Genomic DNA, 22,733 nt, shown 5'->3' with positions numbered 1-22,733 from the left:
TCGTAATGGACAATAAAAAAACCTCTGAATATTCAGATGTTCGTTCTATGGTTTTTTTAAGATTTGAAGCATCCTGCCGACTTCAATATCCATTCTCGAAAAGGCAAACCATTTTTTGCCCAGGTCTTTTAGTGATGCTCCAATATGGTAAAGCTCCGTATCGTCAATAATTAAAAAGCGGTCGTGGGCATCGGAGAAAATCTCAATTTCAATGGGAGGATATTGGCTGTTGTACCGTTGTAAATCCAGACGTAACTGATTGCTGATGCTTTTGGTATAGATTGTTGCGGTTACATTATTATTCCGTTTGCCCAATAAGATCAATATCGTGTCATCCACATAATTATCAAGCAGGATAATAGAACTTTTGGCACTTCGGATAATATCCGATACAAAAGTATAAGCATCGAAAATTTGACCATCATAGAAAACACCTCTTTCACTTTGCAGTTTGTCGCTTTCCAAAGCCTTAAAAATATCTTCAAATTTTTGGTCAGCTTCTAATTGTTTTAGTTCAATCTTATCCAAACGATGAAAAAGCGAAGCATTGCTGATGAGCATCCTACGCATTTCTACAAAGGCTTCCATAATTTCTACACTGACTTTAACGGCAATATCCGAACGGAGTATGGCAGAAGCCATTGCAATACCTTGTTCAGTAAAAACATAAGGCAAATAACGCCTTCCGCCGTAGCTCAAACTTGAGGTTCCAATTTGGAACCTCAAGTTTTCAACTTCCTCTTCGGTCAGTTGAAAGCAAAAAGAAGCAGGAAATCTTTCAATATTTCTTTTTACGGCTTTGTTAAGGTTCTTTGTTTCCACTTGGTATAAGGAAGCGAGGTCGCTATCCCGCATTACTTGTTTTCCACGTAGGGAATAAATCAGGTTTTTGATTTCCATTGTGCTAATGCTAGGCTTATTTTCCATTACGTTTATAGCTTTTGTTTTTTTCAAATTCAAAAGAGGTTTTGTAATCCTCATTCAACACTATATAAGCATCGAATTTTTTTCCAGCTTTGCTTTTCATCCCTTTAAGCAGAGCCGTTTTGCCTTTATTGACGAGGCTTTCAATATCAGCAATGCTGATTTGTAGGCCACAAACATTGCGGAACTGTACCCAGTTACAAACTTCATCAGGGCATTTAACAATCTTATCTCTAATAATCAGTTGCTGGGTTTTACATTTTGGGCAAATAAGTTGAGGCAGGTTTTCGTGGGCAATGGTAGTTTGCAACAATTCATTCGTAATAGATTTTGCATACGTTTCCATTTCCTTTTGAAATGCTTCGGCATCAGCTTCGTTGTTTTCAATTTTCTGCAAAGCAAGTTCCCATTCGGCAGTCATAGCCACATCCGCAATTTTTTGGTCTTTGACTAACTCATAAACCTGCAATCCTTTTTCAGTCGGGATTAAAGATTTCTTTTCCCGTTGGATATAATTTCGGGTAAACAATGTTTCAATTATTGATGCCCGTGTTGCAGGTGTGCCAATGCCTATATTTTGCAGAGCTTTACGTTCTTCTTCATTTTCTATCCCCTTTCCGGCAGTTTCCATAGCTGATAAAAGCCCAGCTTCAGTATATAATGCAGGCGGTTTAGTTTGTTTTTCCAAAACCGAGGCTTCTTTTATTTTAAGTTCATCGCCCTTTTTCAGTTCGGGTAAATCCTGCAAAGGTTCGGTGTCATCATCTGCGAAACTTCCTTTTATCGAGCGCCAACCTGGTTCGGTTATCTTACAACCTTTTGCAGTAAAATCATAATGTATAGCTCGTAAAGCAACGTCGGTAATCTCTTTCGTACAAGCTTGAGAAATCGCTTCCAACAGTCGAAAAGCAATCATATCGTAAACTGCATTTTCTTTTGCATTTAATGCCGATGGAATTTTTTCGGTAATCAATAATGCGTGATGGTCGGTTACACGCAAATCGTTCACGATGCGTTTATTGAAACGTCCCCATTTTATTTTAGACAAGGCTTGTTTGCAGTTTTCACGGTCCTGTAATGCTCTTACAAGATTGGGGATTTCAGCCCACATATCTTCGGGAATATATTTGCTTCCGGTACGAGGATAAGTGATGAATTTCTTTTCGTAAAGGCTTTGGGCAATGTTCAGCGTTTCTTCGGCAGAAAGGTTTAGCTTTTTATTGGCTTCTTTTTGCAAACCTGTCAAGTCAAAAAGCAAAGGCGGTTGTTCCGTTACGCTTTTGATTTCTATGGACGTGACCGTTACCATATTATTGTTTCTTTCGATGGTTCGCAATGTATCGTCTGCCAGCTTTTTATCTTCCCATTTGGTTGTGGAAACACTTTTAAAACCAATCATTTCTTTGTGATGCAACAATTGTATCTGATAATATTTCTTTATTGAGAATTTCTTGTTGTCGAGATAACGTTTGCAAATCAAGGCAAGTGTTGGTGTTTGCACTCTTCCGAGCGAATAAATCCCATTTCCTGCAACAATGCTCAATGCCTGCGTAGCATTAATTCCTACAAGCCAATCGGCACGGCTTCTGCCTTGTGCAGATTGATACAATCCGTCAAATTCTTTTCCGTTTTTGAGGTTATCAAAACCTTGTTTAATGGCTTTTTCAGTTAATGAACTTATCCATAATCTTTGAAAAGGTTTGTTGCATTTGAGGTATTCGTAAATGTACCGAAAGATGAGTTCGCCTTCACGACCTGCATCAGTAGCTACAATAATACTATCGCACCGATTAAATACTTGCTCAATTATTTTCAATTGCTTTAATGCACCTGTATCAGCTACATAACTTTTGTCCTTTTTTACTTTACGAACGGTTAATAAAAATGGGTTAGGAAGTATCGGAAGCGAAGCTTTCTGAAAACCTGATATTCCGTAATCTTCGGGCATTCCTAATCCAATTAGGTGTCCAAACGCCCACGTAACACAATAGCCGTTGCCTGTCAGATAGCCATCCTTTTTTTCGGAAGCACCCAACAAGCCGGCTATTTCTCTTGCTACGCTTGGTTTTTCTGCAATTATTGCTTTCATAATTTACTACATTTTTCTGCCTTTAGATTTAGCAGGTGCTTGAGGTTTTTCCTGTTGCTCTTGCTGTTTTTTATCTTTTGGCGTTTGTTGTTTCGGTTGCAAAGGCTCTTTGATATTCTTTGTTGCTTCATTGGTTTTACCATCCGAATTAACCGCAGTTTGCGTTTTATGAGCTTCGGTAGGTTTCGCTTGTTCTTTGAGTTTATCGGGATTTTGAAAAGAAAAATTGGTTTTGTTGGTTTCCTTATTCAGCGTGATATAACCTTGATACGGCTTACCTTGCTTATCTGTCAAGCCATTGATGTAAATAGTCTGACCCGCTTTGAACTTATCATATTGCTCATTATCCAATTCCTTACCTCTAAAAGTTCTCGGAACTTCCTGCAAATTATTTTGCTGATTATTTTGTCCGTTGCTTTGCGTTTGCTGATTAATATTGCCTCTATCGAACAGAAATTCAACATAGCGTTTGTCTGCATTGAATTGAACCGTAGCTTCAAACTCAGTTCCCTTCTTAGAAATCATTCCCTCTAAATGAAGTGGTTTGCCGTCCATTAAAGTTTGTTTTTGCTCATCATTCAGTTTTATGCCTTTTATTTCATCGGGTATTTTTATGTATTCTATTTTCAGTGCAATCAATTCATTGGTTAACCTATCCACACTAATAATTGACGGAATGGTTTCGCCTGTTTTGGGGTTTTTCAAATCAACCACACGTCCCATATTTCCTGCATCCAGTAAGTTTTTCTTGTCTTCATCAGTAAACTTGTGTCCAAAGAACTCAAAGTTTAAGTTCGGTTCTTTACGGATACCGTGAATGGCGACCACTACCTTACCTTCGTCATTGTGTTGCAAGGAAAGACGGGCATCCATTCGGGTAACGGCAGTGCCGAGATTTAGGCTTACGGGTACCAATTCATTGGTTTTAAAACCTTTCAATAAAGGTTCAAGTAGGTTCATTTTTTCAAGGCGTTCTTTGCCTAATCCAAGGTTGTTCATTGTTTCCCAATCAATTTGTTCCGGCTTGTAACGGTATTCGTTATTTTCCGGTGCTTTTTGTGTTGTTTCCATATTATTTTGATTTTCTTGTTTATGTTCAGGCTCAACTTTTACTTCGTCTTTTTTCATTTGTTTTTCGCCTTTTGGAGTAGGATGATCTACCTGTTTTTGAAATTCTTTTGCTTTCTCTAAAGCTTTATCGGCTGGTACTTTGAAGAATGTAAATTTGGTAGGATCTTTTAGCTGTCTGTAAAAATTTGAGAAGAAATTAGAAATCAAATCACCCTGTTTGTCCACCCGCATAAATTCGCTTTGGTTCTTTTTTGTGGGATCAACGGTTTCCATTTTCCCGTTTTTGTCGATGCTTTTTACAGCTTGGATTTTCATTTTTTCTTTATCCAGCACCAACAATATGTCCGATAATTGTTCGGGCTCTTCTTGCTTATTTGTAGTTTCTTCGCTCATAATCTGAAAATTTTAAGATTTCAATGCCGAAAATAAAAGAAGCGTTTACTGCATTGCACTAAGTGGCATTCAAAGGCAGTATTTGTCGCTTAATGGCATCTATTTAGGTGTCGGAGGATTAAAACTCTCTCTTATAAATTGATGAACATCAGATAACTTATAATACAATTTTCCGCTTATCGTATAATAAGGTAGTTTCCCGTTGGAGCGGTAACGTTGCAATGAACGATTGCTGATTTTCAGCATTTGAAGTAAATCCTGATTGTCGAGTAATTCCTCACCATCAATATTATTTCGTTTCTTTTGAAAGTCCTCGATATTGTTGCCAAGCATATCAAGTCTGTCCATCAGGCGTTCCATCCACGCCAAAAATTCCATTCTGTCAATATTCATCGGATTATACTTTTAAGGGTTCGTACCTATTTTTTATCGGTCTTTAGTTTCCTGCCTTTTTCGATATAGCTTTTGCCTTTTGCTATAAGTTCCTGTACATACTCATCACTGCTTTGTACAGCATTGGCATTGAGCATATCTTTGATAGCACCAATAGTGTAGAAGTATTGTCCATAGATTTTTGAATAAGCAATCTCACCTTTGGTACGCATACGCCATAAGGTTTTCTCGCTTATGTGTAGGTATTGGCATACCTCGTGGTTGTTGAGCCACAGGTCTTCATAATTGGTCACTTCCAATCTTTTCAGATAGTCAGCGATAGCAGTGATACGATTGTTTAGCTGATCCCACGCTTCTTCTTCAATGGTTATTATTTTCATTGCATAACTTTTAAAGTTTACTATGCAAAGTTGAAAAGAGTGGCAGAATTTGTCTGCCAAGCCTTGCCAATTGGTTTGGCGGTTTTTTGAAAATTTTTATAATTAGGGAAAGCCTTATCAGTAAAGGTTTTTAGGGGATTTTGATAGTTTAATAATAGTGTTTTGCAAATCTTTACCAATTGGCTGATATGGGCAAAAAAAAACAGTACACGATGATGTACTGCTTTGAAATGATAGCTCAATTAAACTAAAGGTCTTTATCCATATATTCTTCAAGAGAAAACTTAAGCTGGTCTAAAAATGAAGTTCTGGAACCACTTCGGGTTTTCATTCTATGGAAAGCGTGGTGCAGGTCGCCGAGAGGAATACGGAAAAGCATTTGAAACATCAGGCTAATTTTTCGGATACCGATTTTTCCGTGAGAAATTACACCCGAAGCATAAAGGGCATATATCAATTCGATTATAGCATTTTTGCTGTCGGTCCAAAATATATCTTTGGAACTTTCCGGCTTTTGCAATATCACATCGGGATTTTCATCGGGATTAATTTTTGTTAGCAGATAGGTGTAGAGCAATTCATTGGAGATAATCCTTGCAGTTTTATAATCGAAGAAAGTCGAGAATTCCGGGTCTATTTCAAATACGATGCTGTTAAGCCCATCGTGGTAGTTAATGTTTCCACGTTTGAAGTAAGTATCATCACGGTCTGTCCGTCCTGAGCGGTAGTATCTGTAAAAATCCGAATTGCAGAGGTGTTCAGTGTATTCTCGCTTTAGATTTGCCAACTGTCCAGAAAAATAACAGTAATACATTTTACCGTTATTGACAGGGCAAGTGGTTTCAATGCGATATATCTTATTATAATAGATCAGCTTACCGAGTATTTGGGGTTTAATAGAACGAAAGAAATGGATTTCTTCCTCATCGTTTTTAAATCCTTCCTCAGCAAGGTATTTCTTAACTGAACCTAAAAGATCTTGAAGATACAGGGTCATTTCGTAAGCCTCATCAATCAACCTTTTGCTTTGTGATAAAATCTTCTCTTCTTTATTGTGTATCTCTAAAAGGATGTTGTCTAAAGAATATTTCATAGCTAATAAATTTTGTGATGCTTGCCAAATTTTAAATTTGGTTTACGCCTAATTAATTCACAAAATTTCAAACATTTAATGATAATAATTCCACAGTTTCACCCCACTGGGGAGAAATTTTTTCTAACGATGAAGACAAAAAAACCATCAAAATTCCTAAAAATTATAATAGTTAGGTCGTGAAAAGGAGTTTTAAATCACATAGATTTATTATATTTGCTACTGATTTACAAGGAAATTGAGTAAAAATGAATGCAATGAGCACCATTACTAAATCGTTACCTGCAACGATTTCCAACAGTGTAAACCCCTCTATTTAAGCTACTTTTTGCTACATTAATCTTTTTTCGGAAAAAAAAGCCGAACGATCTCGTTCGGCTTTTGTCGGGGTGGCAGTGTTTATTCCGAAAACGGAAATTCGAACTTGCGGCCTTCCCGATTTGCAATCGGGACGCGATAACTGCTACTTATTTTGAAATTAGTTCGACAATTTTAGTTTTACTTTTCCATTTTTTAATTTCCTGCTCTCGTGAAATTGCTAAAGATTTTTGGTCAAATAACTCCGAATAAACTATTGCCCAATCTTTGGCTCTTGCTGTAAATCCTTTGTGTGTACTTAAATGTCGTCGCAGTCTCTCTTCTAAAACCATAGAAGTATACCCTACATAATACTTGTCTTGTGATCTAGAAAAAAGAATGTAAACGTGAAACATAATTTTTTTTATATAAAAAAAGCCGAACGATCTCGTTCGGCTTTTGTCGGGGTGGCAGGATTCGAACCTGCGGCCTCCTGCTCCCAAAGCAGGCGCGATAACCGAGCTACGCTACACCCCGAAATCGGGTGCAAAGATACAACTCTTTTTATCTTACACAAGTATTTTTGCAAAATATGAAAAATGTTATTTTGTTAAAAAAAAGAAGATGAATTCTAGAAAAACTTTTTCTGGATGGGAAAACCAAAGCCCAGATGGTAGCGAAAAGCGTTGCGCTAGGTGCATCTTGCTTTTTTTGTCCTAAAAGAGCGACTAAAAGAAGCTCCTTTTAGGACAGTAAAAAAGCAGAGGCAACAGCAAGACCTTGTAGCGAACAGCTGGAATAGCTTTTAAATGAAAAAATTAAACTAAAATTTTAAACACAAGTAAAATCATTCAAATTGTGGTTTCACGATTGTTAACAAAATAGATTTTCAAAAACCATAAATAATCGTATTTTTACGGTTCAAAATTTAGAAAAACAAATGGGCAAAATCATCGCGATTGCTAATCAAAAAGGAGGAGTTGGCAAAACTACAACATCAGTTAATCTTGCAGCTGCATTAGGTGTATTAGAAAAAAAGGTTCTACTTATTGATGCTGATCCTCAAGCTAATGCATCATCAGGACTTGGAATTGATGTTGAATCAGTAGAAATAGGGACGTATCAAATATTAGAGCACAGCCATACTCCGCAAGAAGCAGTTATTAAATGCTCTGCTCCCAATGTTGACGTTATTCCATCTCACATTGACCTTGTTGCTATAGAAATAGAACTAGTTGATAAAGAAAACAGAGAATACATGCTTAAAAAAGCATTGGCCAATGTAAAAGATGAATACGATTTCATTATCATTGACTGTGCACCATCATTAGGATTATTAACTCTTAATGCTTTAACGGCATCAGACTCTGTAGTTATTCCTATTCAATGCGAATATTTTGCACTAGAAGGATTGGGTAAATTACTAAATACCATAAAAAGTATTCAAAAAATACACAATCCAGATTTAGATATTGAGGGACTTTTGTTGACCATGTTTGATTCTCGTTTGCGTTTATCTAATCAAGTTGTTGAGGAAGTTCAAAAACATTTTAACGATATGGTTTTTGAAACTATCATTCAAAGAAATGTAAAATTGAGTGAAGCGCCTAGTTTTGGCGAAAGCATAATTAATTATGATGCAACAAGTAAAGGTGCTGTAAACTACCTTCACCTTGCACAAGAAATCATAAAGAAAAATAGTAAATAATTTTATGGCACAAGCAATTAAAAAACAAGCCTTAGGAAGAGGATTATCCGCGTTATTGAAAGATCCAGAAAACGATATCAAATCTGTTGATGATAAAAATGCCGATAAGGTTGTTGGGAATATTATTGAGCTTGAAATTGCTGCAATCGAAATAAATCCGTTTCAACCCCGAAGTAATTTTAATGAGGAATCATTAAGAGAACTGGCTACTTCTATAAAAGAACTAGGTGTTATACAGCCTATTACCGTACGTAAACTAGATTTTAATAAGTTCCAACTTATATCTGGAGAGCGTCGTCTTAGAGCTTCTACACTTGTAGGACTTACTACAGTTCCTGCTTACATTCGTATTGCAAATGACAATGAATCACTTGTTATGGCACTGGTTGAGAACATTCAACGTCATGACTTAGACCCTATAGAAATTGCCTTGTCTTATCAAAGATTGATAGATGAAATCCAACTTACACAAGAACAAATGAGTGATCGTGTAGGAAAGAAAAGATCTACTATTGCTAATTATTTACGCTTATTAAAACTTGATCCTATTATTCAAACAGGAATTAGAGATGGATTCATAAGCATGGGTCATGGTAGAGCCATCATCAATATTGAAAACCAAGATATTCAAGCTGATATTTATCAAAAAATTGTTAGCCAAAATTTATCGGTGCGCGATACCGAGGCATTAGTAAAAAATTATCAAGAGAGCCTAAAACCAAAACCTGAAGGAAAACCAAAAGCAAATTCTTTTGAGGTTGAGGATGCACACAAAAACACCTTTACCAATTATTTTGGTACCAAAGTAGACGTGAAAGTTACAGGCGGCGGAAAAGGTAAAATAACCATTCCTTTTCACTCTGAAGAAGATTTTAAAAGAATCATTAAACTAATAAACGACTAGTGTTTAAATCATTTTTCATTTCAATTTCCTTATTGCTATTGAGTTGCAGCTCTGTTTTGGCTCAAGCCAAAGAATCTACAGATTTGATAGTTAAGGATACCTTGAAAGTGTCTAACATTGATCCGCTTACACCTGCTAAAGCTGCTTTTTTCTCGGCAGTATTACCTGGTTTAGGTCAAGCTTACAATAAAAAATACTGGAAAATTCCCTTAGTTTACGGAGCTATAGGTACAAGTATATACTTTTATGCGGATAATAATAAAAAGTACAGACAATACAGAACGGCTTATAAAAGACGCCTAGAAGGTGTTGTAACCGAAGATTTAGCCTTTCTTGACAACAACAGATTGATTGCTGGGCAAAAATTTTACCAACGCAATAGAGATTTATCTGCACTTGTAACACTTGCTTTTTATGCTTTAAACATCATTGATGCTAATGTTGATGCAGCACTACTTCAATTTAACGTTGATGAAAACTTATCTCTACGCCCCGCTATTTATCAAAATGATGTAACGTTCAAGACAAATGCAGGACTAACTATTAATTATACTTTTTGAAAGAGTGAATTGATTTAATTTTTCATCAATAAAAAAATAAGTCCGCTTGAATTATAAATAATTAGTGATTCGATTTTACGAAGTTATTGCAGCAAGCAAAAAATAAAATTGTCAAAGTTCATTTGGCTTTAAATTATAAAATATTACAATGAAAATTGCATTACTAGGATACGGAAAAATGGGCCAAGTGATTGAAAAAATTGCTTTGGAACGAGGTCATGAAATCGTATTAAGAAAAGATGAAAAAAGTACTTTTGAAGGACTTTCTAGGGCTGATGTAGGCATTGATTTTAGTGTACCGTCAGCTGCTGTTGAAAATATTTCGACTTGTTTTCACGCCAATGTTCCCGTAATTTCAGGAACAACAGGATGGCTTGAACATTACAAAACTATTGAAGCACTTTGCCTTGAAACAAAAGGTGCCTTGATTTCCAGTTCCAATTTCAGTTTAGGAGTAAACATCTTTTTTGAGTTGAACGAATACCTTGCAAAAATGATGTCAAAATTTGACAGTTACCAAGTAAGCATGGAAGAAATTCACCATACCCAAAAGCTAGATGCACCAAGTGGCACAGCAATTTCTTTAGCCAAAGGAATTATAGAGAATAGCTCATACACTAAATGGACTTTAGACAATCCTAATAAAGGTGAAATACACATTGATGCTAAAAGAATAGGAACCGTTCCTGGAACGCACACCGTACAATATAATTCGACAGTTGACAGTATCGAAATAAAACACACGGCACACAATAGAGATGGATTTGCACTTGGAGCAGTTATCGCGGCTGAGTGGATAGTAGGAAAGCAAGGAGTTTTCTCTATGAAAGATGTATTAGATTTAAAATAAAATAAACATTATTCTCTTTGTGAAATTGCATCACAATAATTAAACAAAAACAAAAGACTATGACTGTATATCAATGGTTTGTATTTTTCTTACTGGTACAAATAATTCACTTTTTAGGAACTTGGAAATTATATGAAAGTGCGGGACGAAAAAAATGGGAAGCAGCTATTCCTGTTTATAACGCAATCGTATTAATGAAAATAATAGGTAGACCTACATGGTGGACCGTTTTACTATTTATTCCGATAATTAACTTAATCTTATTCCCAGTAATATGGATTGAAACCCTGAGAAGTTTTGGTAAAAGATCTTCTTTAGATACTTTTCTAGGAATTGTTACTTTAGGTTTATACATCTACTATATTAATTATACACAAAAATTAAATTACATAGCTGACAGAAGTGTATCCCCTCAAAACAAAACAGCCGATACCATAAGCTCTATATTATTTGCAGTGGTGGTAGCAACTCTTGTTCATACTTATGTTATTCAGCCCTTTACAATACCTACATCATCATTAGAAAAATCATTATTAGTAGGAGACTTTTTGTTTGTAAGTAAAATGAATTATGGTGCAAGAGTACCTATGACAACTGTGGCGTTACCTATGGTTCACGACTCTATACCTTTGACTCAAAGAAAATCATATTCTTCATGGCCTTTATTGCCTTACTTAAGATTACCTGGAATTCAAAATATAAAGCGAACTGATATAGTTGTCTTTAACTGGCCTGTTGACACGGTTTACAAATTTTTTGACACCTCAAAAAGAAGAGCATACAAACCAATTGATAAAAAATCAAATTACGTAAAAAGATGCGTAGGAGTGCCAGGCGACAACCTTTCTATTGTTAATGGAGATGTGTATATTGACGGTAAGATCCTTCAATTACCAGAAAGAGCAAAGCCTCAATTTTCATATAAAATTGCGCTTGATGGAAAAACACCTATTGATCTTGAATATCTTTTTAAAGAATTAGATATTACTGATAGAGCTTTTTTTACAAATGACACCAAAAGAGACACTATTTTCCTTAGTGCCTTAACAGAAGAAGGTGCTCAGGTTTTTAAAAATACTCCCGGTGTAACAGCAGTAGTGAAACAAATTGCCAAAGGCGTTGATCAAGCAAATTTTGGCAAAGGGGTTTTTCCTCACCTAAAAAAATGGAATAGCGATAATTACGGACCTATTTACATCCCAGAGCAAGGAAAAACTGTTGCTTTAACTATTGAAAACCTACCTTTCTACAAAACGATTATAGACGATTACGAGAACAATAAGTTGCAAGTAAACGGCACCGAAATTCGTATCAATGGTAAAATTGCTAAAGAATACACTTTTAAGCAAAATTACTACTGGATGATGGGTGATAACCGCAACAACTCTGAAGATAGTAGATACTGGGGATTTGTTCCAGAAAATCATATTGTAGGTAAACCAATATTTATATGGTTAAGTATCGATCCTAACGGTAAAGGAATCAACAAAATTCGTTGGAATAGAGTTTTCACAACCGTGAGTGGTGAAGGACAACCTCAATCATATTTTCAATTATTCCTAATTGGACTAGTTGTATTTTTCATAGGAGATTATTTTTGGAAAAAAAGAAAAACAAACAAAGTTTAAATAAAAAAACTAGCGTTTAGCAGCACTAAAAACTCTAAACGCTAGTACATTACAACATCATGAATATTATCATACACCCCACCTATTTCCCTTCTATAAGTCATTTTGTAGCCATTGCAAAAGCTGATTCAGTACTTTATGAGGTCGAAGATAATTTTCAAAAGCAAACTAACCGAAATAGAACTTACATTTACAGTCCAAACGGAATTCAACTTTTGAATATCCCTATAAAACATAGTAAAACAACCCATCAAAAAACAAAAGATATCCGAATAGAAAATGATTTTGATTGGCAAAAACAGCATTTCAAATCCTTAGAGGCAGCATATAGAAGCTCTCCTTTTTTTGAGTTTTTTGAAGACGATTTACAACCTATTTTCGAAAAGAAACATGATTTTTTGATGGATCTAAACTTTGAAGTTTTAGAATTGCTATCTAAGTGTATGCGAATGAAAATGGATTATTCTAAAACCGAATCGTATGTCCTAGAGACAGATCCAGCTATTATTACAGATTATAGATCATTAGCAAACGGAAAAAAGGACATCTCAAAATTTGAAACGTATCCTCAAGTTTTTGATGACAAATATGGATTTCTAAATAATTTAAGTATACTAGATTTACTTTTCAATGAAGGTAAGTTTACTGTGGATTATTTGAGAAATCAGACCCTTTAATCTATTAGAACAAACATCCAAAGAAAATAATTCATTTATAACCAAACAAAAACTATTCATAGGACAAACGTGCCATGATTGGGAAATGATCTGAATTTATAAAATTAGAAAAGTTTTCGAATTTTTTCACCTTCATTCTTTCATCAACAAAAATATAGTCAATCCTTGCAGGATAATATCTGAATTTATAAGTCTCTCCAAAACCCTTACCAGCTTCTTCAAAACTGTCTTTCATTTTTCCTTTTATACTTCTATACACATACGAAAATGCACTATTATTCATGTCACCACATATAATGACTGGATAGGTACACTTTAATTTATGCTCTCGAAATTGCTCAGCTTGTTGCTGTTGTTGTTTAAATGCCTTACTGATTCGAATAAAAAGTTTTTGAGATTTATTCTGATTAATTGCATCTATATTTTCATCGATTTCATTTACGTCTGGGGAAATTTTGATAGATTGTAAGTGCATGTTATATACCCTAATAATATCTTTTCCCTTCTTTATATCTGCGTAAATGACATTATTACTGGACTTAGGAAAGATAATATTACCGTGATCAATTATAGGAAATTTTGAAAAAATAGCTTGACCCGTTTTAATTTGGTTTCCTTCGGTAAAAATATAGCGGTGTGGATATACTTTTAAATCTATTCCAGCAGTTGATGAGAACTCTTGAATACACAATATATCAGGATTTTTTTCATTTATAAAATTCAAAATATCACCAGGTACATCATCACGTTCTATCCATTTAAAAACGTTTAAGAGTCTAACATTGTAGCTCATGATGGTGAAATCTTGTTCTACTTTAGGCAATTCAACACTTGAAAATTTATAAAACTTATTTATAAATGTAATCCCTATTAATAATACAATTCCAGAAACAATCAATTGTTTTTTAAATTGTAAGGCCCAATAGAAAAAAAACAAGGTGTTGAAAACAAAGAACAAAGGCATGAATAATGTAAGAACTGACAATAACGGGAAAGATTTCGGGGCCAAGAAAGGTAAAATATAAGCAATAAAAGTCACCACTGTTAGGACTATATTGAGTAGAAACATACCTTTATTAAACCAAGAAAGATTTCTCATACTTACACTTTTAAATACTAGTTACAATATACAATTTAATTCAGATTATTTTCCTACTTTAAAAAGGAATTCTTTTTCGTTTTGAGATAAACTATCATATCCAGATTGACTTATTTTATCCAATATTTGATCTATTTGCTGCTGATTATTATCTTTTACAACAATTTTAGAAACTGTTTTTGGTGCTGGTTTTTGATGCGATTTATACACTTTTTTAAAAGGTGTAGCATTGTTTTTTTGGAATCGATTTTGGAAAAAATCTATAAAACCCGAAATTATTTTACTTAGATCAGTCCCATTTTCAAGTAGTTTAATGAATAAAAAACCAAATAAAGCTCCTGCAAGATGAGAAATATGCCCACCCATATTACCGGAACGCAATTGCATTAAATCAATAAATACAATAACAGCTGTAACGTGCCAAAGCTTTACGGTTCCAAATATCAACATTCGGAGCTCCATCAATGGATTGTATGTTGCAACTGCAACCAAAATAGCCATTATAGCCGCAGAGGCCCCAACAATAGGCACATCTATTGCTAAAATATAAAAAACTAAAACATACACTATTCCAGCAAAAATAGCTCCCAAAACATACAAGCCAAACAATTGCTTGCCTGTAAAATAAGTCATGAATAATCTTCCTGCAAAATTAAGAACTAATAAATTAAAAAGAATATGCATGATTCCAGTATGAAAAAAAGCATAGCTCAAAATAGTCCAAGGCTGGCTTATAAAAACAGTAGGGTTTGATGATAAGCTTACATATTGAAGGTAGTCAATAGTAATACCCATTAATGATAAAATAGAAAAAACTAAAAAAGGAATCACAAATAAAGCGATATTCCAAAAAATAAGACGAATAACAATTCCTCCCATTTTGTATTGCAATTTCAAATCATCAATAACATTCATATACCAATTCTTTTATACCTATTAAAAATGTACTCGATCTGTTTTGTATTAATTCCAGCGGTTTTTATTAAATTGATTTTTTTTCCAATACCACATCATTATAAAACCAAATAATGCTCCACCCACATGCGCAAAATGCGCTATTCCGCCACCGCCAAAAATAGATTTACCTGAAATTCCCAAGTATAAATCTACAAGAACCAGTCCGGGAACAAAATATTTAGCTTTAATAGGTACGGGAATAAACATAAGCGCCAGTTCAGCATTAGGAAACATAAACGCAAAAGCGACTATAATTCCGTAAATTGCTCCTGATGCTCCCACAGCAGTCCCGGCATAAGCACTTGTGAAGTTAGAAAAATCAGAGGCGTTTATAAATTGCTGCCAACGAGTATCTATTTTACCTTCATTTAAAAGCTGTAAAATATCTTGCTTATTAAAGCCATTTGCTGTCAAGGTAGTAATAGCGTCATTAAAATAATAATAATTAACACCCGTATGCAACAAAGCCGCCCCTAAACCACAAGAAATATAAAAAAACAAAAACTTTTTTCCGCCCCATATTTGCTCTAAAGCTGATCCAAAAGAATACAAAGCAAACATATTGAAAAAAATATGCATGACACCTCCGTGCATAAACATATGAGATAGCGGTTGCCAATATTGGAAATTTGGATTCTCCGGAAAAAATAAAGCCAAGACTTTATAAACTACATCTCCTAAAAGGTATGTCCCTATAAAAAATAGAATGTTAACAATAATTAATTGTTTAACAACTTCGGTTACGTTTCTCATACTGCAAATTTTTTATCTAAATCTTCCACACGCATAGTGATGAAAGTGGGTTTATGAAATGGCGACACATTAGGATCCTTACACGCAAAAAGTCCATTAACTAAATTTTCCTGCTCTTTCTCTGTAAGATGCGTTCCTGTTTTTACGGCTAAACTTTTAGCCATTGACTTGGCGATAGTATCGTTTTGACTAAAACTGCTCTCAGGAATTCCATCTTGAAGATCACTTATTAATTGCTCTAAAACTATAGAAACTTCACTCTCGGTGATGTTTACGGGTATTCCAGAAATTACAATATGATCTGTATTGTTATCTTCAAAAACAAAACCGGTGTTTTTTAACGCTTGTTGCAACTCAGTGATGATTTCCATTTCGCTTGACGAATAAAACAAATTTAAAGGAAATAATAGTTGCTGACTTGATGCTTGCTGTACCGTCATATTTACCAAAAACTGCTCATACAAAACGCGTTGGTGTGCACGCTGCTGATCAACAATTACCATTCCTGATTTGATAGACGATACAATGTATTTTTTATGAATTTGATAGGTTTTATGGACCGCATGCTCCACTTCTTCATCGTTAAAAAGTGACGATGTGACTTCCTCGTTTTCAAAAGTTACTTGCTCTACATCAAAAACATCCTGTTTTAAACCGACATACAAACTGTCCCATTTTGAGGTGCTTTCTGGTTTTTTATAACTAGAAAATTGTTTGCTAGGAGTTTCGTTAGAAAACGGATTAAAAGTCCCGTCAACTTGAATTGATGGAACTTCGCCAGATAAATCTTTGTAATGATAAGGCGTATCCAGATTCGAGTCTCTATCAAAATCCAAAACTGGAGCTACATTAAATTGTCCTAAACTGTGTTTTATAGAAGCCCGAAGGATAGCGTATAAAGCATGCTCATCATCAAATTTAATTTCAGTTTTAGTAGGATGAATGTTAATATCTATAGTGTTTGGCGGTACTGAAAGATATAAAAAATAACTCGGTTGAGCTCCGTCTTTTAAGATTCCGTCATAGGCAGCCATAACTGCATGATGTAAGTATCCGCTTTTTATAAAACGATCATTAACAAAGAAAAACTGTTCGCCCCTACTCTTTTTTGCAAATTCGGGCTTACTTACAAATCCTTGAATAGTAACAATATCTGTTTCCTCTTGAACGGGAACCAATTTTTCATTTGTTTTTCCCGAAAATATAGACACAATACGTTGTCTTAACGTAGCTGGAGGCAAATTAAACATTTCGCTTCCGTTGTGGTAAAATGTAAATTGAATGTTAGGGTGAGCCAATGCTACTCGTTGAAATTCATCAACAATATGTCGGTATTCAACTGTATCTGATTTCAAAAAATTTCTCCTAGCCGGAATATTAAAAAACAAGTTTTTGATGGCAAATGAAGTTCCTTGTGGCAAAACAGCAAGCTCTTGTGCTACAAATTTACTTCCTTCAATAATAATGTGGTGTCCTAACTCATCTTGTTCTTGACGTGTTTTCATTTCAACATGAGCAATAGCAGCAATAGATGCTAATGCTTCACCTCTAAAACCTTTGGTAAATAAGGAAAATAAATCTTCGGCTTGACGTATTTTTGAAGTAGCATGACGTTCAAAACACAGGCGCGCATCAGTTACATTCATTCCTAAACCATTATCAATCACTTGTACAAGTGCTTTACCAGCATCTTTAATGATTAACTTGATATCTGTGGCCCTTGCATCAACTGCATTTTCCAAAAGTTCTTTTACTACTGATGCAGGACGTTGAACAACCTCTCCCGCTGCAATTTGATTTGCAACATGATCAGGCAGCAATTGTATAATACTCGACATTAAAAAAAATTAGATTTAAAAAATGGTTTTTGGTTCAAACCAAGATGTACAAATTTAGTGATTTTACAAAGGTAATACAGCAAAAACACTCATAAATTAAACTAAAAAAACCTATACAATTATTAAAGTATAGGCTTTTTTTTGAAAACATTATTGCTTCTTTATTCTGTTAACCCTAGTGGTACATTTTCTATTTGTAAAGTACCTGATGACAACAATTGTTGGTGATTAAAAGTACTATTTAATGATGCTTGCTGACGAATGTATGCCATTTTGATAGCAGCAATAGCAGCTTCTGTGCCTTTGTTTCCGTGAATACCACCGCTTCTATCTATAGATTGTTGCATGGTATTATCTGTTAGCACACAAAATATCACAGGAATATCCGTTTGAATATTTAAGTCTTTAATTCCTTGAGTAACCCCTTCACATACAAAATCAAAATGCTTGGTTTGCCCTTGAATGACACATCCAATTGCAATTACTGCATCAACATTTTGTGTTTGTAACATCTTCTTTGAACCATAAATGAGCTCAAAACTTCCTGGAACATTCCATCTAATGATATTAGTCTCTGGAACCTCATTTTCAAGTAAAGCAGTATAAGCTCCATTGAATAATCCCTCAGTTATGTTCTCATTCCATTCTGCGACAACAATTCCAAAACGAAAATTTTTCGCATCTGGAATGGCGCTTTTGTCGTATTCAGATAAATTTTTATTTTCGGTTGCCATTATATTTAAATTTCTGTTACAGTCGAAAGGTACGGTTTTAAACAACCATACACTCTGAGTTTGCGTTTTATTTTTATTGCGCTAATCCTATTAATACATCTACTGATGCAGCCTCTGGAGATGCATCATAATTGTCTTTAATATCTGTAAAATATTTCAACGCATCTGCTTTATTACCTAATGCAAGAGCTACTTTACCAGCTTTTAATAAAAAACGAGGTGTTGTAAAATCATTTTTATTAGTTCCAGCAGCGTTGATATAATTCTCTAAAGCTTCTTTCGGTTGATTTTTTTGAGCATAAGCATCACCAATAGCACCTTTCGCAAGAGCGCTTAACATAATATCATCTGATTTGAATTTTGATAAATAATCAATTGCTTCAGTGTATTTTCTAGTATTTAAATAAGCAATACCCGCATAGTAATTAGCTAGATTTCCAGCGTCAGTACCAGAATATTCGTCAGCAATTTTTAGGAAACCAAATTTCCCTTCAGATCCGTTTAAAGACAATTTATACAACGAGTCACTTGAAACTCCATCAGTCGCTTTTTGAAAATTTTGTTGCGCCACAAACATTTCATTGGCAGCTTCTTCTTGCGCAGGAGCAGCAATAAAACGTTGGTATGCTAAATAACTAAGGGTTGCAAGAGCAGCCGCAGCAACTAATCCTATAATAACTTTTTGATTTTTAGCAACAAAGTCTTCAGTTCTTGATGCGGTTTCATCTAATTTGGAAAATACTTCGGCAGTGGTACTGTCTTTTTCATCAATAACTACTGCTTCTACCGCTTCTTCTTTTACTTCTTTTTCTTTTGGTGCTTTATATCCTCTTTTATTATAAGTTGCCATTTAAATTTAATTTAGTGAATCGCAAAAATAAAATTTTTATTCAAACCCACATAAAAAAAAGGATTTAATATTAAAAAAAAATAAAGTTGTAATAAGACGCTTCACTTTTGATAAAATATTTCAAAATTGAAAAACTACAAAAGCGGGTTATATGGATATTTTTCAATAATTTGCACCCTTATAAAAAACTCCTTTCCAAAAACCTTGATCGCCTTTGTAGCAAGACTTTCTCATGTATTTAAAAAAAATTTCGCTCTTCAATTATAAAAATTTTTCAGAGGCCAGCTTTGATTTTGACCATAAAATAAATTGTTTTGTAGGTAAAAACGGCATTGGCAAAACCAATGTTCTGGATGCAATTTATCATTTGTCTTATGGCAAAAGTTATTTTAACCCACTAGCGGTTCAAAATATCAAACACGGTAAGGAATTTTTTGTCATTGATGCTGAATTTGAAAAAAATGAAAGAGTGGAGCAAATAGTTTGTAGCCTAAAAAAAGGGCAAAAAAAAATCCTTAAACGCAACGGTAAGAATTACGATAAATTTTCAGACCACATCGGTTTTATACCACTTGTTATCATTTCGCCCGCAGATAGAGATTTGATTGTTGAAGGTAGTGAAACTAGAAGAAAGTTTATGGACAGTGTGATATCTCAACTGGATGCGCACTACCTTCAGGAATTAATACATTATAATAAGGTAATAAGCCAACGCAATGCTTTGCTTAAATATTTTGCTCTCAATCATGTCTACGATGCAGATACCCTTTCTATCTATAATGAACAATTAACTGGATTAGGGAATTCGATTTTTGAAAAACGAAAAGATTTTGTAGCTCAATTTCTACCTATTTTTATTGCTCATCACAAAGCAATTACTGGATCAGAGGAAACAGTACAGTTGCTCTATGAAAGTCACTTATCTCAAAAAGGTTTTTTATCCTTGCTAGAAGAAAGCATTACAAAAGACCGAGCACTACAATATACGAGTGTGGGCATCCATAAAGACGATTTAGTTTTTCAAATTGACGAGCATCCCATTAAAAAATTTGGGTCACAAGGACAGCAAAAATCATTTTTGATTGCACTAAAACTGGCTCAATTTGAATTTTTAAAAAAACAAAGTGGCGTGAAACCCATTTTACTTTTTGATGATATTTTTGACAAACTTGATGAAAGTAGGGTTAGTAAAATTATCGAAATGGTAAATAGTGCTACTTTTGGACAATTATTCATAACAGACACACATTCAGACCGTACGGAGACTATTGTAAAATCTACGCATCAGTCTTATAAAATTTTTAATCTATAAACTTAATACGAACCAAAATCAAACCAAATGATTCCTATCAAAAATAGAAAAATAGTCCACATATTTCTTTTTATTTCTATCATTGCTTTGCAAATTGTAGCATTTAATTTTTGGTATTCTGAAACAAAAATTCAAAATAATATTTACAACTCAATTGATGCTCTTGCAAAGCCCAATGAAGCTTTGACCTTGTCTAATGAAGCTATAAAAAGTTATTTTGAAGCTAATAATGCCTTCAATGAATATTTAAATACCAATTCAACGGAACGGTATATAAAATATCAAGAAGCCATAAAAAAGATGATTAATGATCTTGAAAAGCTAAGCAACTTGACTCAAAAAAATGTTGCTTTCAAAACCATCATTAAATCAAAATTAGGATTAGAAAGTGATATGGGCAAACTGAGTAATGAGTTTGACGCCATCATGAATTCAAATCTTAATAAAACATCTCCAAATGATTTAAACTTCAAATTAAAATCATACAATTATGAAAAAGTTCTAAGTTCTATCAGTTACGATACTACAAAAACAGCCGTTGTAACAAAAAAGAAAGGTTTTTTTGGCAGACTTGGAAATGCTATTGCTGGTAAAAATGATGTTGACAAAGAAGAAGTAAAATCTGTGATAAAAATGGTTTTTAACAACCAAGAAAAAGCAGGTTCCTTTGAAGAGCAATTGAAAAATATATTTCAGGTTACTGAGAATTATTATAAAAACGAAGTTTCAAAGTTGCAAAAAGTTCATTTTGCACTCAAAGAAAAAGACAACGAACTCATTAAAATTAACAAAAGCATATTAACAAAAAGTCAAGAAATTGTCTTAATTTACTCTAGTTCAGCTCAAGAGTTGAATAAAATAGAATACTTGCAGAACATAAAGGAATACAATTCTAAACTAGTAGAAAAGAAACAATTTATCTTTTACTTGTTAATTGCCATGAGCATTATCACTTTTCTATTGCTGTTATACACCATCTACTCTTTCATACTTGAAAAGAATTTAAACAACTTAAGACAAAATGCCGAAATTAATCTAGACAAAAAGAATCAATTAATTGGAATGATCAGTCATGAAATGAGAGCGCCATTGAATATTATTTCAAACTTTTCTAGAAAAATTAAAAACTCAAATACAAACCCTTCATTAAACTCACCAATTGACTCCTTGTATTTTACTGCTAACTCCTTGCAAATAACAGTAAGTCAAATTTTGGATTTTTTTAAAAATGAAAACAATACATTACTACTTTACAATACCAAGATGAACTTAAAAACAGAGGTCAGTGCTATTTTAGAATCTTTAAAAGCGCTGGCTGAATTGAAGCAACTTGAAATTAAATATACTATCCCTAAAGAGCTAGACGAAAGTGTTTGGGCAGATAATGTTAAAATTCACCAGTTGTTTTACAACATTATAGGTAATGCTATAAAATTTACTAAAAAAGGTTCAATTACAGTAGTTACAGCCCTCCAAAAAACAGGCGAAAATTATAGATTTGATGTAAAAATTACCGACACAGGAGCTGGAATTCCCGCTGAAGAAGTAGATAAAATTTTTGATAAGTTTTACCAAAGCAAAGCCCATCAAGAGCAAATAAGTTTTGGAGCAGGTCTTGGACTCACATTATGCAAAAATATCATTTCACTTTTTAAAGGAGAAATATCAGTAAAAAGCGAACTCAATGTAGGAACTGAAATTTCATTTTTCCTGATGCTAGAACCCTCAAATGAAGAACAAGAAACCAGCAAAACAAAGTTATTAAACCAATTTAAAGACAAAAACCTTGAGGTGGTTGTAGTTGATGACGACCCAATGACATTGCTACTTTTGAAAAAATTAATTGAAAAAATACACTTTAAAGCTACTACTTTTCAAGATGTAGAGTCGGCAAAAACGTATTTAAAAACTAACGAAGCTAACTTAATACTTACCGATTTACAAATAAGTGAATATTCAGGATTTGATTTTGTTGAAGACATCAAGAAAATACCGAACAAAAATGCTGACGTGCCCATACTGGTAATCACTGGCGACTCTTATATGAATACGGCAAACTTAAAAGAATTATTGGTAGATGACATATTGATAAAACCTATTAATAAAGAAGAACTATATTTTAAAATTAATACATTATTAAACAAGCACTAGCGTCTGGAGAAGAGTTTACAGAATCTAGTAAACTCTGATTATTTAAAAATAGCACTAATCTACTTTTAAATT

General features: G+C 33.9%; 21 protein-coding genes and 1 tRNA gene. 8 read left to right on the top strand and 14 right to left on the bottom strand.

Annotation, left to right across the window (positions count from 1 at the left end; genetic code table 11):
- Positions 1 to 45 precede the first annotated feature (45 nt).
- From LQ189_RS03150 to LQ189_RS03115, 8 genes are all read right to left on the bottom strand, one after another.
- The gene (locus tag LQ189_RS03150; protein ID WP_092908428.1) at positions 46 to 927 is read right to left on the bottom strand and encodes an ORF6N domain-containing protein; all 882 of its coding nucleotides are present in this window, start codon (positions 925 to 927) and stop codon (positions 46 to 48) included.
- A complete protein-coding gene (locus LQ189_RS03145; protein WP_230154261.1) occupies positions 917 to 3,013 on the bottom strand; it encodes a type IA DNA topoisomerase in 2,097 nt (698 codons plus the stop codon). The genes LQ189_RS03150 and LQ189_RS03145 overlap by 11 nt, the downstream gene beginning before the upstream one ends.
- A 6-nt stretch (positions 3,014 to 3,019) precedes the next feature.
- The gene (locus LQ189_RS03140) at positions 3,020 to 4,477 is read right to left on the bottom strand and encodes a DUF3945 domain-containing protein (protein WP_230154259.1); all 1,458 of its coding nucleotides are present in this window, start codon (positions 4,475 to 4,477) and stop codon (positions 3,020 to 3,022) included.
- 99 nt (positions 4,478 to 4,576) lie between these two features.
- Positions 4,577 to 4,870 carry a helix-turn-helix domain-containing protein gene (locus tag LQ189_RS03135; RefSeq protein WP_092908341.1) on the bottom strand — a complete coding sequence of 98 codons (294 nt, stop codon included), beginning with the start codon at positions 4,868 to 4,870 and terminating at the stop codon, positions 4,577 to 4,579.
- A gap of 26 nt (positions 4,871 to 4,896) precedes the next feature.
- Complete coding sequence (locus LQ189_RS03130; protein WP_092908342.1) at positions 4,897 to 5,250, bottom strand: helix-turn-helix domain-containing protein; 354 nt, start codon at positions 5,248 to 5,250, stop codon at positions 4,897 to 4,899.
- Positions 5,251 to 5,497: 247 nt separating this feature from the next.
- Positions 5,498 to 6,343 (bottom strand): RteC domain-containing protein, encoded by an 846-nt coding sequence (locus LQ189_RS03125; RefSeq protein ID WP_230154257.1) that lies wholly within the window; start codon positions 6,341 to 6,343, stop codon positions 5,498 to 5,500.
- 467 nt (positions 6,344 to 6,810) lie between these two features.
- Positions 6,811 to 7,056, bottom strand: coding sequence for a GIY-YIG nuclease family protein (locus LQ189_RS03120; protein WP_230154255.1), 246 nt, complete (start codon positions 7,054 to 7,056; stop codon positions 6,811 to 6,813).
- 46 nt (positions 7,057 to 7,102) lie between these two features.
- Positions 7,103 to 7,177, bottom strand: a tRNA-Pro gene (locus LQ189_RS03115).
- Positions 7,178 to 7,580: 403 nt separating this feature from the next.
- Here LQ189_RS03115 and LQ189_RS03110 point away from each other — a divergent pair.
- The 6 genes from LQ189_RS03110 to LQ189_RS03085 all read left to right on the top strand — a co-directional run bounded on the left by LQ189_RS03110 (position 7,581) and on the right by LQ189_RS03085 (position 12,967).
- Positions 7,581 to 8,348, top strand: coding sequence for a ParA family protein (locus tag LQ189_RS03110; RefSeq protein ID WP_086454275.1), 768 nt, complete (start codon positions 7,581 to 7,583; stop codon positions 8,346 to 8,348).
- A gap of 4 nt (positions 8,349 to 8,352) precedes the next feature.
- A complete protein-coding gene (locus LQ189_RS03105) occupies positions 8,353 to 9,252 on the top strand; it encodes a ParB/RepB/Spo0J family partition protein (protein WP_086454274.1) in 900 nt (299 codons plus the stop codon).
- Positions 9,252 to 9,812, top strand: a complete 561-nt coding sequence (locus LQ189_RS03100; protein WP_230154254.1) for a DUF5683 domain-containing protein — start codon at positions 9,252 to 9,254, stop codon at positions 9,810 to 9,812. The genes LQ189_RS03105 and LQ189_RS03100 overlap by 1 nt, the downstream gene beginning before the upstream one ends.
- 148 nt (positions 9,813 to 9,960) lie before the next feature.
- Positions 9,961 to 10,662: a 4-hydroxy-tetrahydrodipicolinate reductase gene (gene dapB / locus LQ189_RS03095; protein ID WP_230154252.1), complete on the top strand. Its 702-nt coding sequence runs from the start codon at positions 9,961 to 9,963 to the stop codon at positions 10,660 to 10,662.
- Positions 10,663 to 10,721: 59 nt separating this feature from the next.
- Positions 10,722 to 12,290: a signal peptidase I gene (lepB, locus tag LQ189_RS03090; RefSeq protein WP_230154250.1), complete on the top strand. Its 1,569-nt coding sequence runs from the start codon at positions 10,722 to 10,724 to the stop codon at positions 12,288 to 12,290.
- A gap of 59 nt (positions 12,291 to 12,349) precedes the next feature.
- Complete coding sequence (locus LQ189_RS03085) at positions 12,350 to 12,967, top strand: WbqC family protein (protein WP_086454271.1); 618 nt, start codon at positions 12,350 to 12,352, stop codon at positions 12,965 to 12,967.
- Between the two features lie 52 nt (positions 12,968 to 13,019).
- On the opposite strand, the gene LQ189_RS03080 is transcribed toward LQ189_RS03085, so the two are convergent.
- The 6 genes from LQ189_RS03080 to LQ189_RS03055 all read right to left on the bottom strand — a co-directional run bounded on the left by LQ189_RS03080 (position 13,020) and on the right by LQ189_RS03055 (position 19,198).
- Positions 13,020 to 14,066: an endonuclease/exonuclease/phosphatase family protein gene (locus tag LQ189_RS03080; protein WP_230154248.1), complete on the bottom strand. Its 1,047-nt coding sequence runs from the start codon at positions 14,064 to 14,066 to the stop codon at positions 13,020 to 13,022.
- 45 nt (positions 14,067 to 14,111) lie between these two features.
- A complete protein-coding gene (locus LQ189_RS03075) occupies positions 14,112 to 14,981 on the bottom strand; it encodes a rhomboid family intramembrane serine protease (protein WP_230154247.1) in 870 nt (289 codons plus the stop codon).
- A gap of 48 nt (positions 14,982 to 15,029) precedes the next feature.
- Positions 15,030 to 15,776 (bottom strand): rhomboid family intramembrane serine protease, encoded by a 747-nt coding sequence (locus LQ189_RS03070; protein WP_086454268.1) that lies wholly within the window; start codon positions 15,774 to 15,776, stop codon positions 15,030 to 15,032.
- Entirely contained in the window at positions 15,773 to 17,614 is a 1,842-nt protein-coding gene (gene mutL, locus LQ189_RS03065) for a DNA mismatch repair endonuclease MutL (RefSeq protein WP_230154245.1), read from the bottom strand. Before mutL ends, LQ189_RS03070 begins: the two co-directional genes overlap by 4 nt.
- Positions 17,615 to 17,775: 161 nt before the next feature.
- On the bottom strand, positions 17,776 to 18,348 hold the full coding sequence (gene ribH / locus LQ189_RS03060) for a 6,7-dimethyl-8-ribityllumazine synthase (protein WP_230154240.1): 573 nt from the start codon (positions 18,346 to 18,348) through the stop codon (positions 17,776 to 17,778).
- A gap of 73 nt (positions 18,349 to 18,421) precedes the next feature.
- A complete protein-coding gene (locus LQ189_RS03055) occupies positions 18,422 to 19,198 on the bottom strand; it encodes a tol-pal system YbgF family protein (protein ID WP_230154238.1) in 777 nt (258 codons plus the stop codon).
- 232 nt (positions 19,199 to 19,430) lie between these two features.
- Here LQ189_RS03055 and LQ189_RS03050 point away from each other — a divergent pair, with 232 nt between their 5' ends.
- Both LQ189_RS03050 and LQ189_RS03045 read left to right on the top strand, forming a co-directional pair.
- Positions 19,431 to 20,510, top strand: a complete 1,080-nt coding sequence (locus LQ189_RS03050; protein ID WP_230154236.1) for a DNA replication/repair protein RecF — start codon at positions 19,431 to 19,433, stop codon at positions 20,508 to 20,510.
- Between the two features lie 27 nt (positions 20,511 to 20,537).
- On the top strand, positions 20,538 to 22,661 hold the full coding sequence (locus LQ189_RS03045) for a hybrid sensor histidine kinase/response regulator (protein ID WP_230154234.1): 2,124 nt from the start codon (positions 20,538 to 20,540) through the stop codon (positions 22,659 to 22,661).
- Positions 22,662 to 22,733 lie beyond the last annotated feature (72 nt).

The sequence above is a fragment of the Flavobacterium sp. CECT 9288 genome (assembly GCF_918731615.1).
Classification (GTDB): domain Bacteria; phylum Bacteroidota; class Bacteroidia; order Flavobacteriales; family Flavobacteriaceae; genus Flavobacterium.
This window is presented reverse-complemented; position numbering and strand designations above follow the sequence as displayed.

Excerpts from the sequence above, each read along its gene's own strand:
- LQ189_RS03150 (WP_092908428.1), bottom strand. The coding sequence starts at position 927 with ATGGAAAATAAGCCTAGCATTAGCACAATGGAAATCAAAAACCTGATT.
- LQ189_RS03145 (WP_230154261.1), bottom strand. The coding sequence starts at position 3,013 with ATGAAAGCAATAATTGCAGAAAAACCAAGCGTAGCAAGAGAAATAGCC.
- LQ189_RS03140 (WP_230154259.1), bottom strand. The coding sequence starts at position 4,477 with ATGAGCGAAGAAACTACAAATAAGCAAGAAGAGCCCGAACAATTATCG.
- LQ189_RS03135 (WP_092908341.1), bottom strand. The coding sequence starts at position 4,870 with ATGAATATTGACAGAATGGAATTTTTGGCGTGGATGGAACGCCTGATG.
- LQ189_RS03130 (WP_092908342.1), bottom strand. The coding sequence starts at position 5,250 with ATGAAAATAATAACCATTGAAGAAGAAGCGTGGGATCAGCTAAACAAT.
- LQ189_RS03125 (WP_230154257.1), bottom strand. The coding sequence starts at position 6,343 with ATGAAATATTCTTTAGACAACATCCTTTTAGAGATACACAATAAAGAA.
- LQ189_RS03120 (WP_230154255.1), bottom strand. The coding sequence starts at position 7,056 with ATGTTTCACGTTTACATTCTTTTTTCTAGATCACAAGACAAGTATTAT.
- LQ189_RS03110 (WP_086454275.1), top strand. The coding sequence starts at position 7,581 with ATGGGCAAAATCATCGCGATTGCTAATCAAAAAGGAGGAGTTGGCAAA.
- LQ189_RS03105 (WP_086454274.1), top strand. The coding sequence starts at position 8,353 with ATGGCACAAGCAATTAAAAAACAAGCCTTAGGAAGAGGATTATCCGCG.
- dapB (WP_230154252.1), top strand. The coding sequence starts at position 9,961 with ATGAAAATTGCATTACTAGGATACGGAAAAATGGGCCAAGTGATTGAA.
- lepB (WP_230154250.1), top strand. The coding sequence starts at position 10,722 with ATGACTGTATATCAATGGTTTGTATTTTTCTTACTGGTACAAATAATT.
- LQ189_RS03085 (WP_086454271.1), top strand. The coding sequence starts at position 12,350 with ATGAATATTATCATACACCCCACCTATTTCCCTTCTATAAGTCATTTT.
- LQ189_RS03080 (WP_230154248.1), bottom strand. The coding sequence starts at position 14,066 with ATGAGAAATCTTTCTTGGTTTAATAAAGGTATGTTTCTACTCAATATA.
- LQ189_RS03075 (WP_230154247.1), bottom strand. The coding sequence starts at position 14,981 with ATGAATGTTATTGATGATTTGAAATTGCAATACAAAATGGGAGGAATT.
- LQ189_RS03070 (WP_086454268.1), bottom strand. The coding sequence starts at position 15,776 with ATGAGAAACGTAACCGAAGTTGTTAAACAATTAATTATTGTTAACATT.
- mutL (WP_230154245.1), bottom strand. The coding sequence starts at position 17,614 with ATGTCGAGTATTATACAATTGCTGCCTGATCATGTTGCAAATCAAATT.
- ribH (WP_230154240.1), bottom strand. The coding sequence starts at position 18,348 with ATGGCAACCGAAAATAAAAATTTATCTGAATACGACAAAAGCGCCATT.
- LQ189_RS03055 (WP_230154238.1), bottom strand. The coding sequence starts at position 19,198 with ATGGCAACTTATAATAAAAGAGGATATAAAGCACCAAAAGAAAAAGAA.
- LQ189_RS03050 (WP_230154236.1), top strand. The coding sequence starts at position 19,431 with ATGTATTTAAAAAAAATTTCGCTCTTCAATTATAAAAATTTTTCAGAG.
- LQ189_RS03045 (WP_230154234.1), top strand. The coding sequence starts at position 20,538 with ATGATTCCTATCAAAAATAGAAAAATAGTCCACATATTTCTTTTTATT.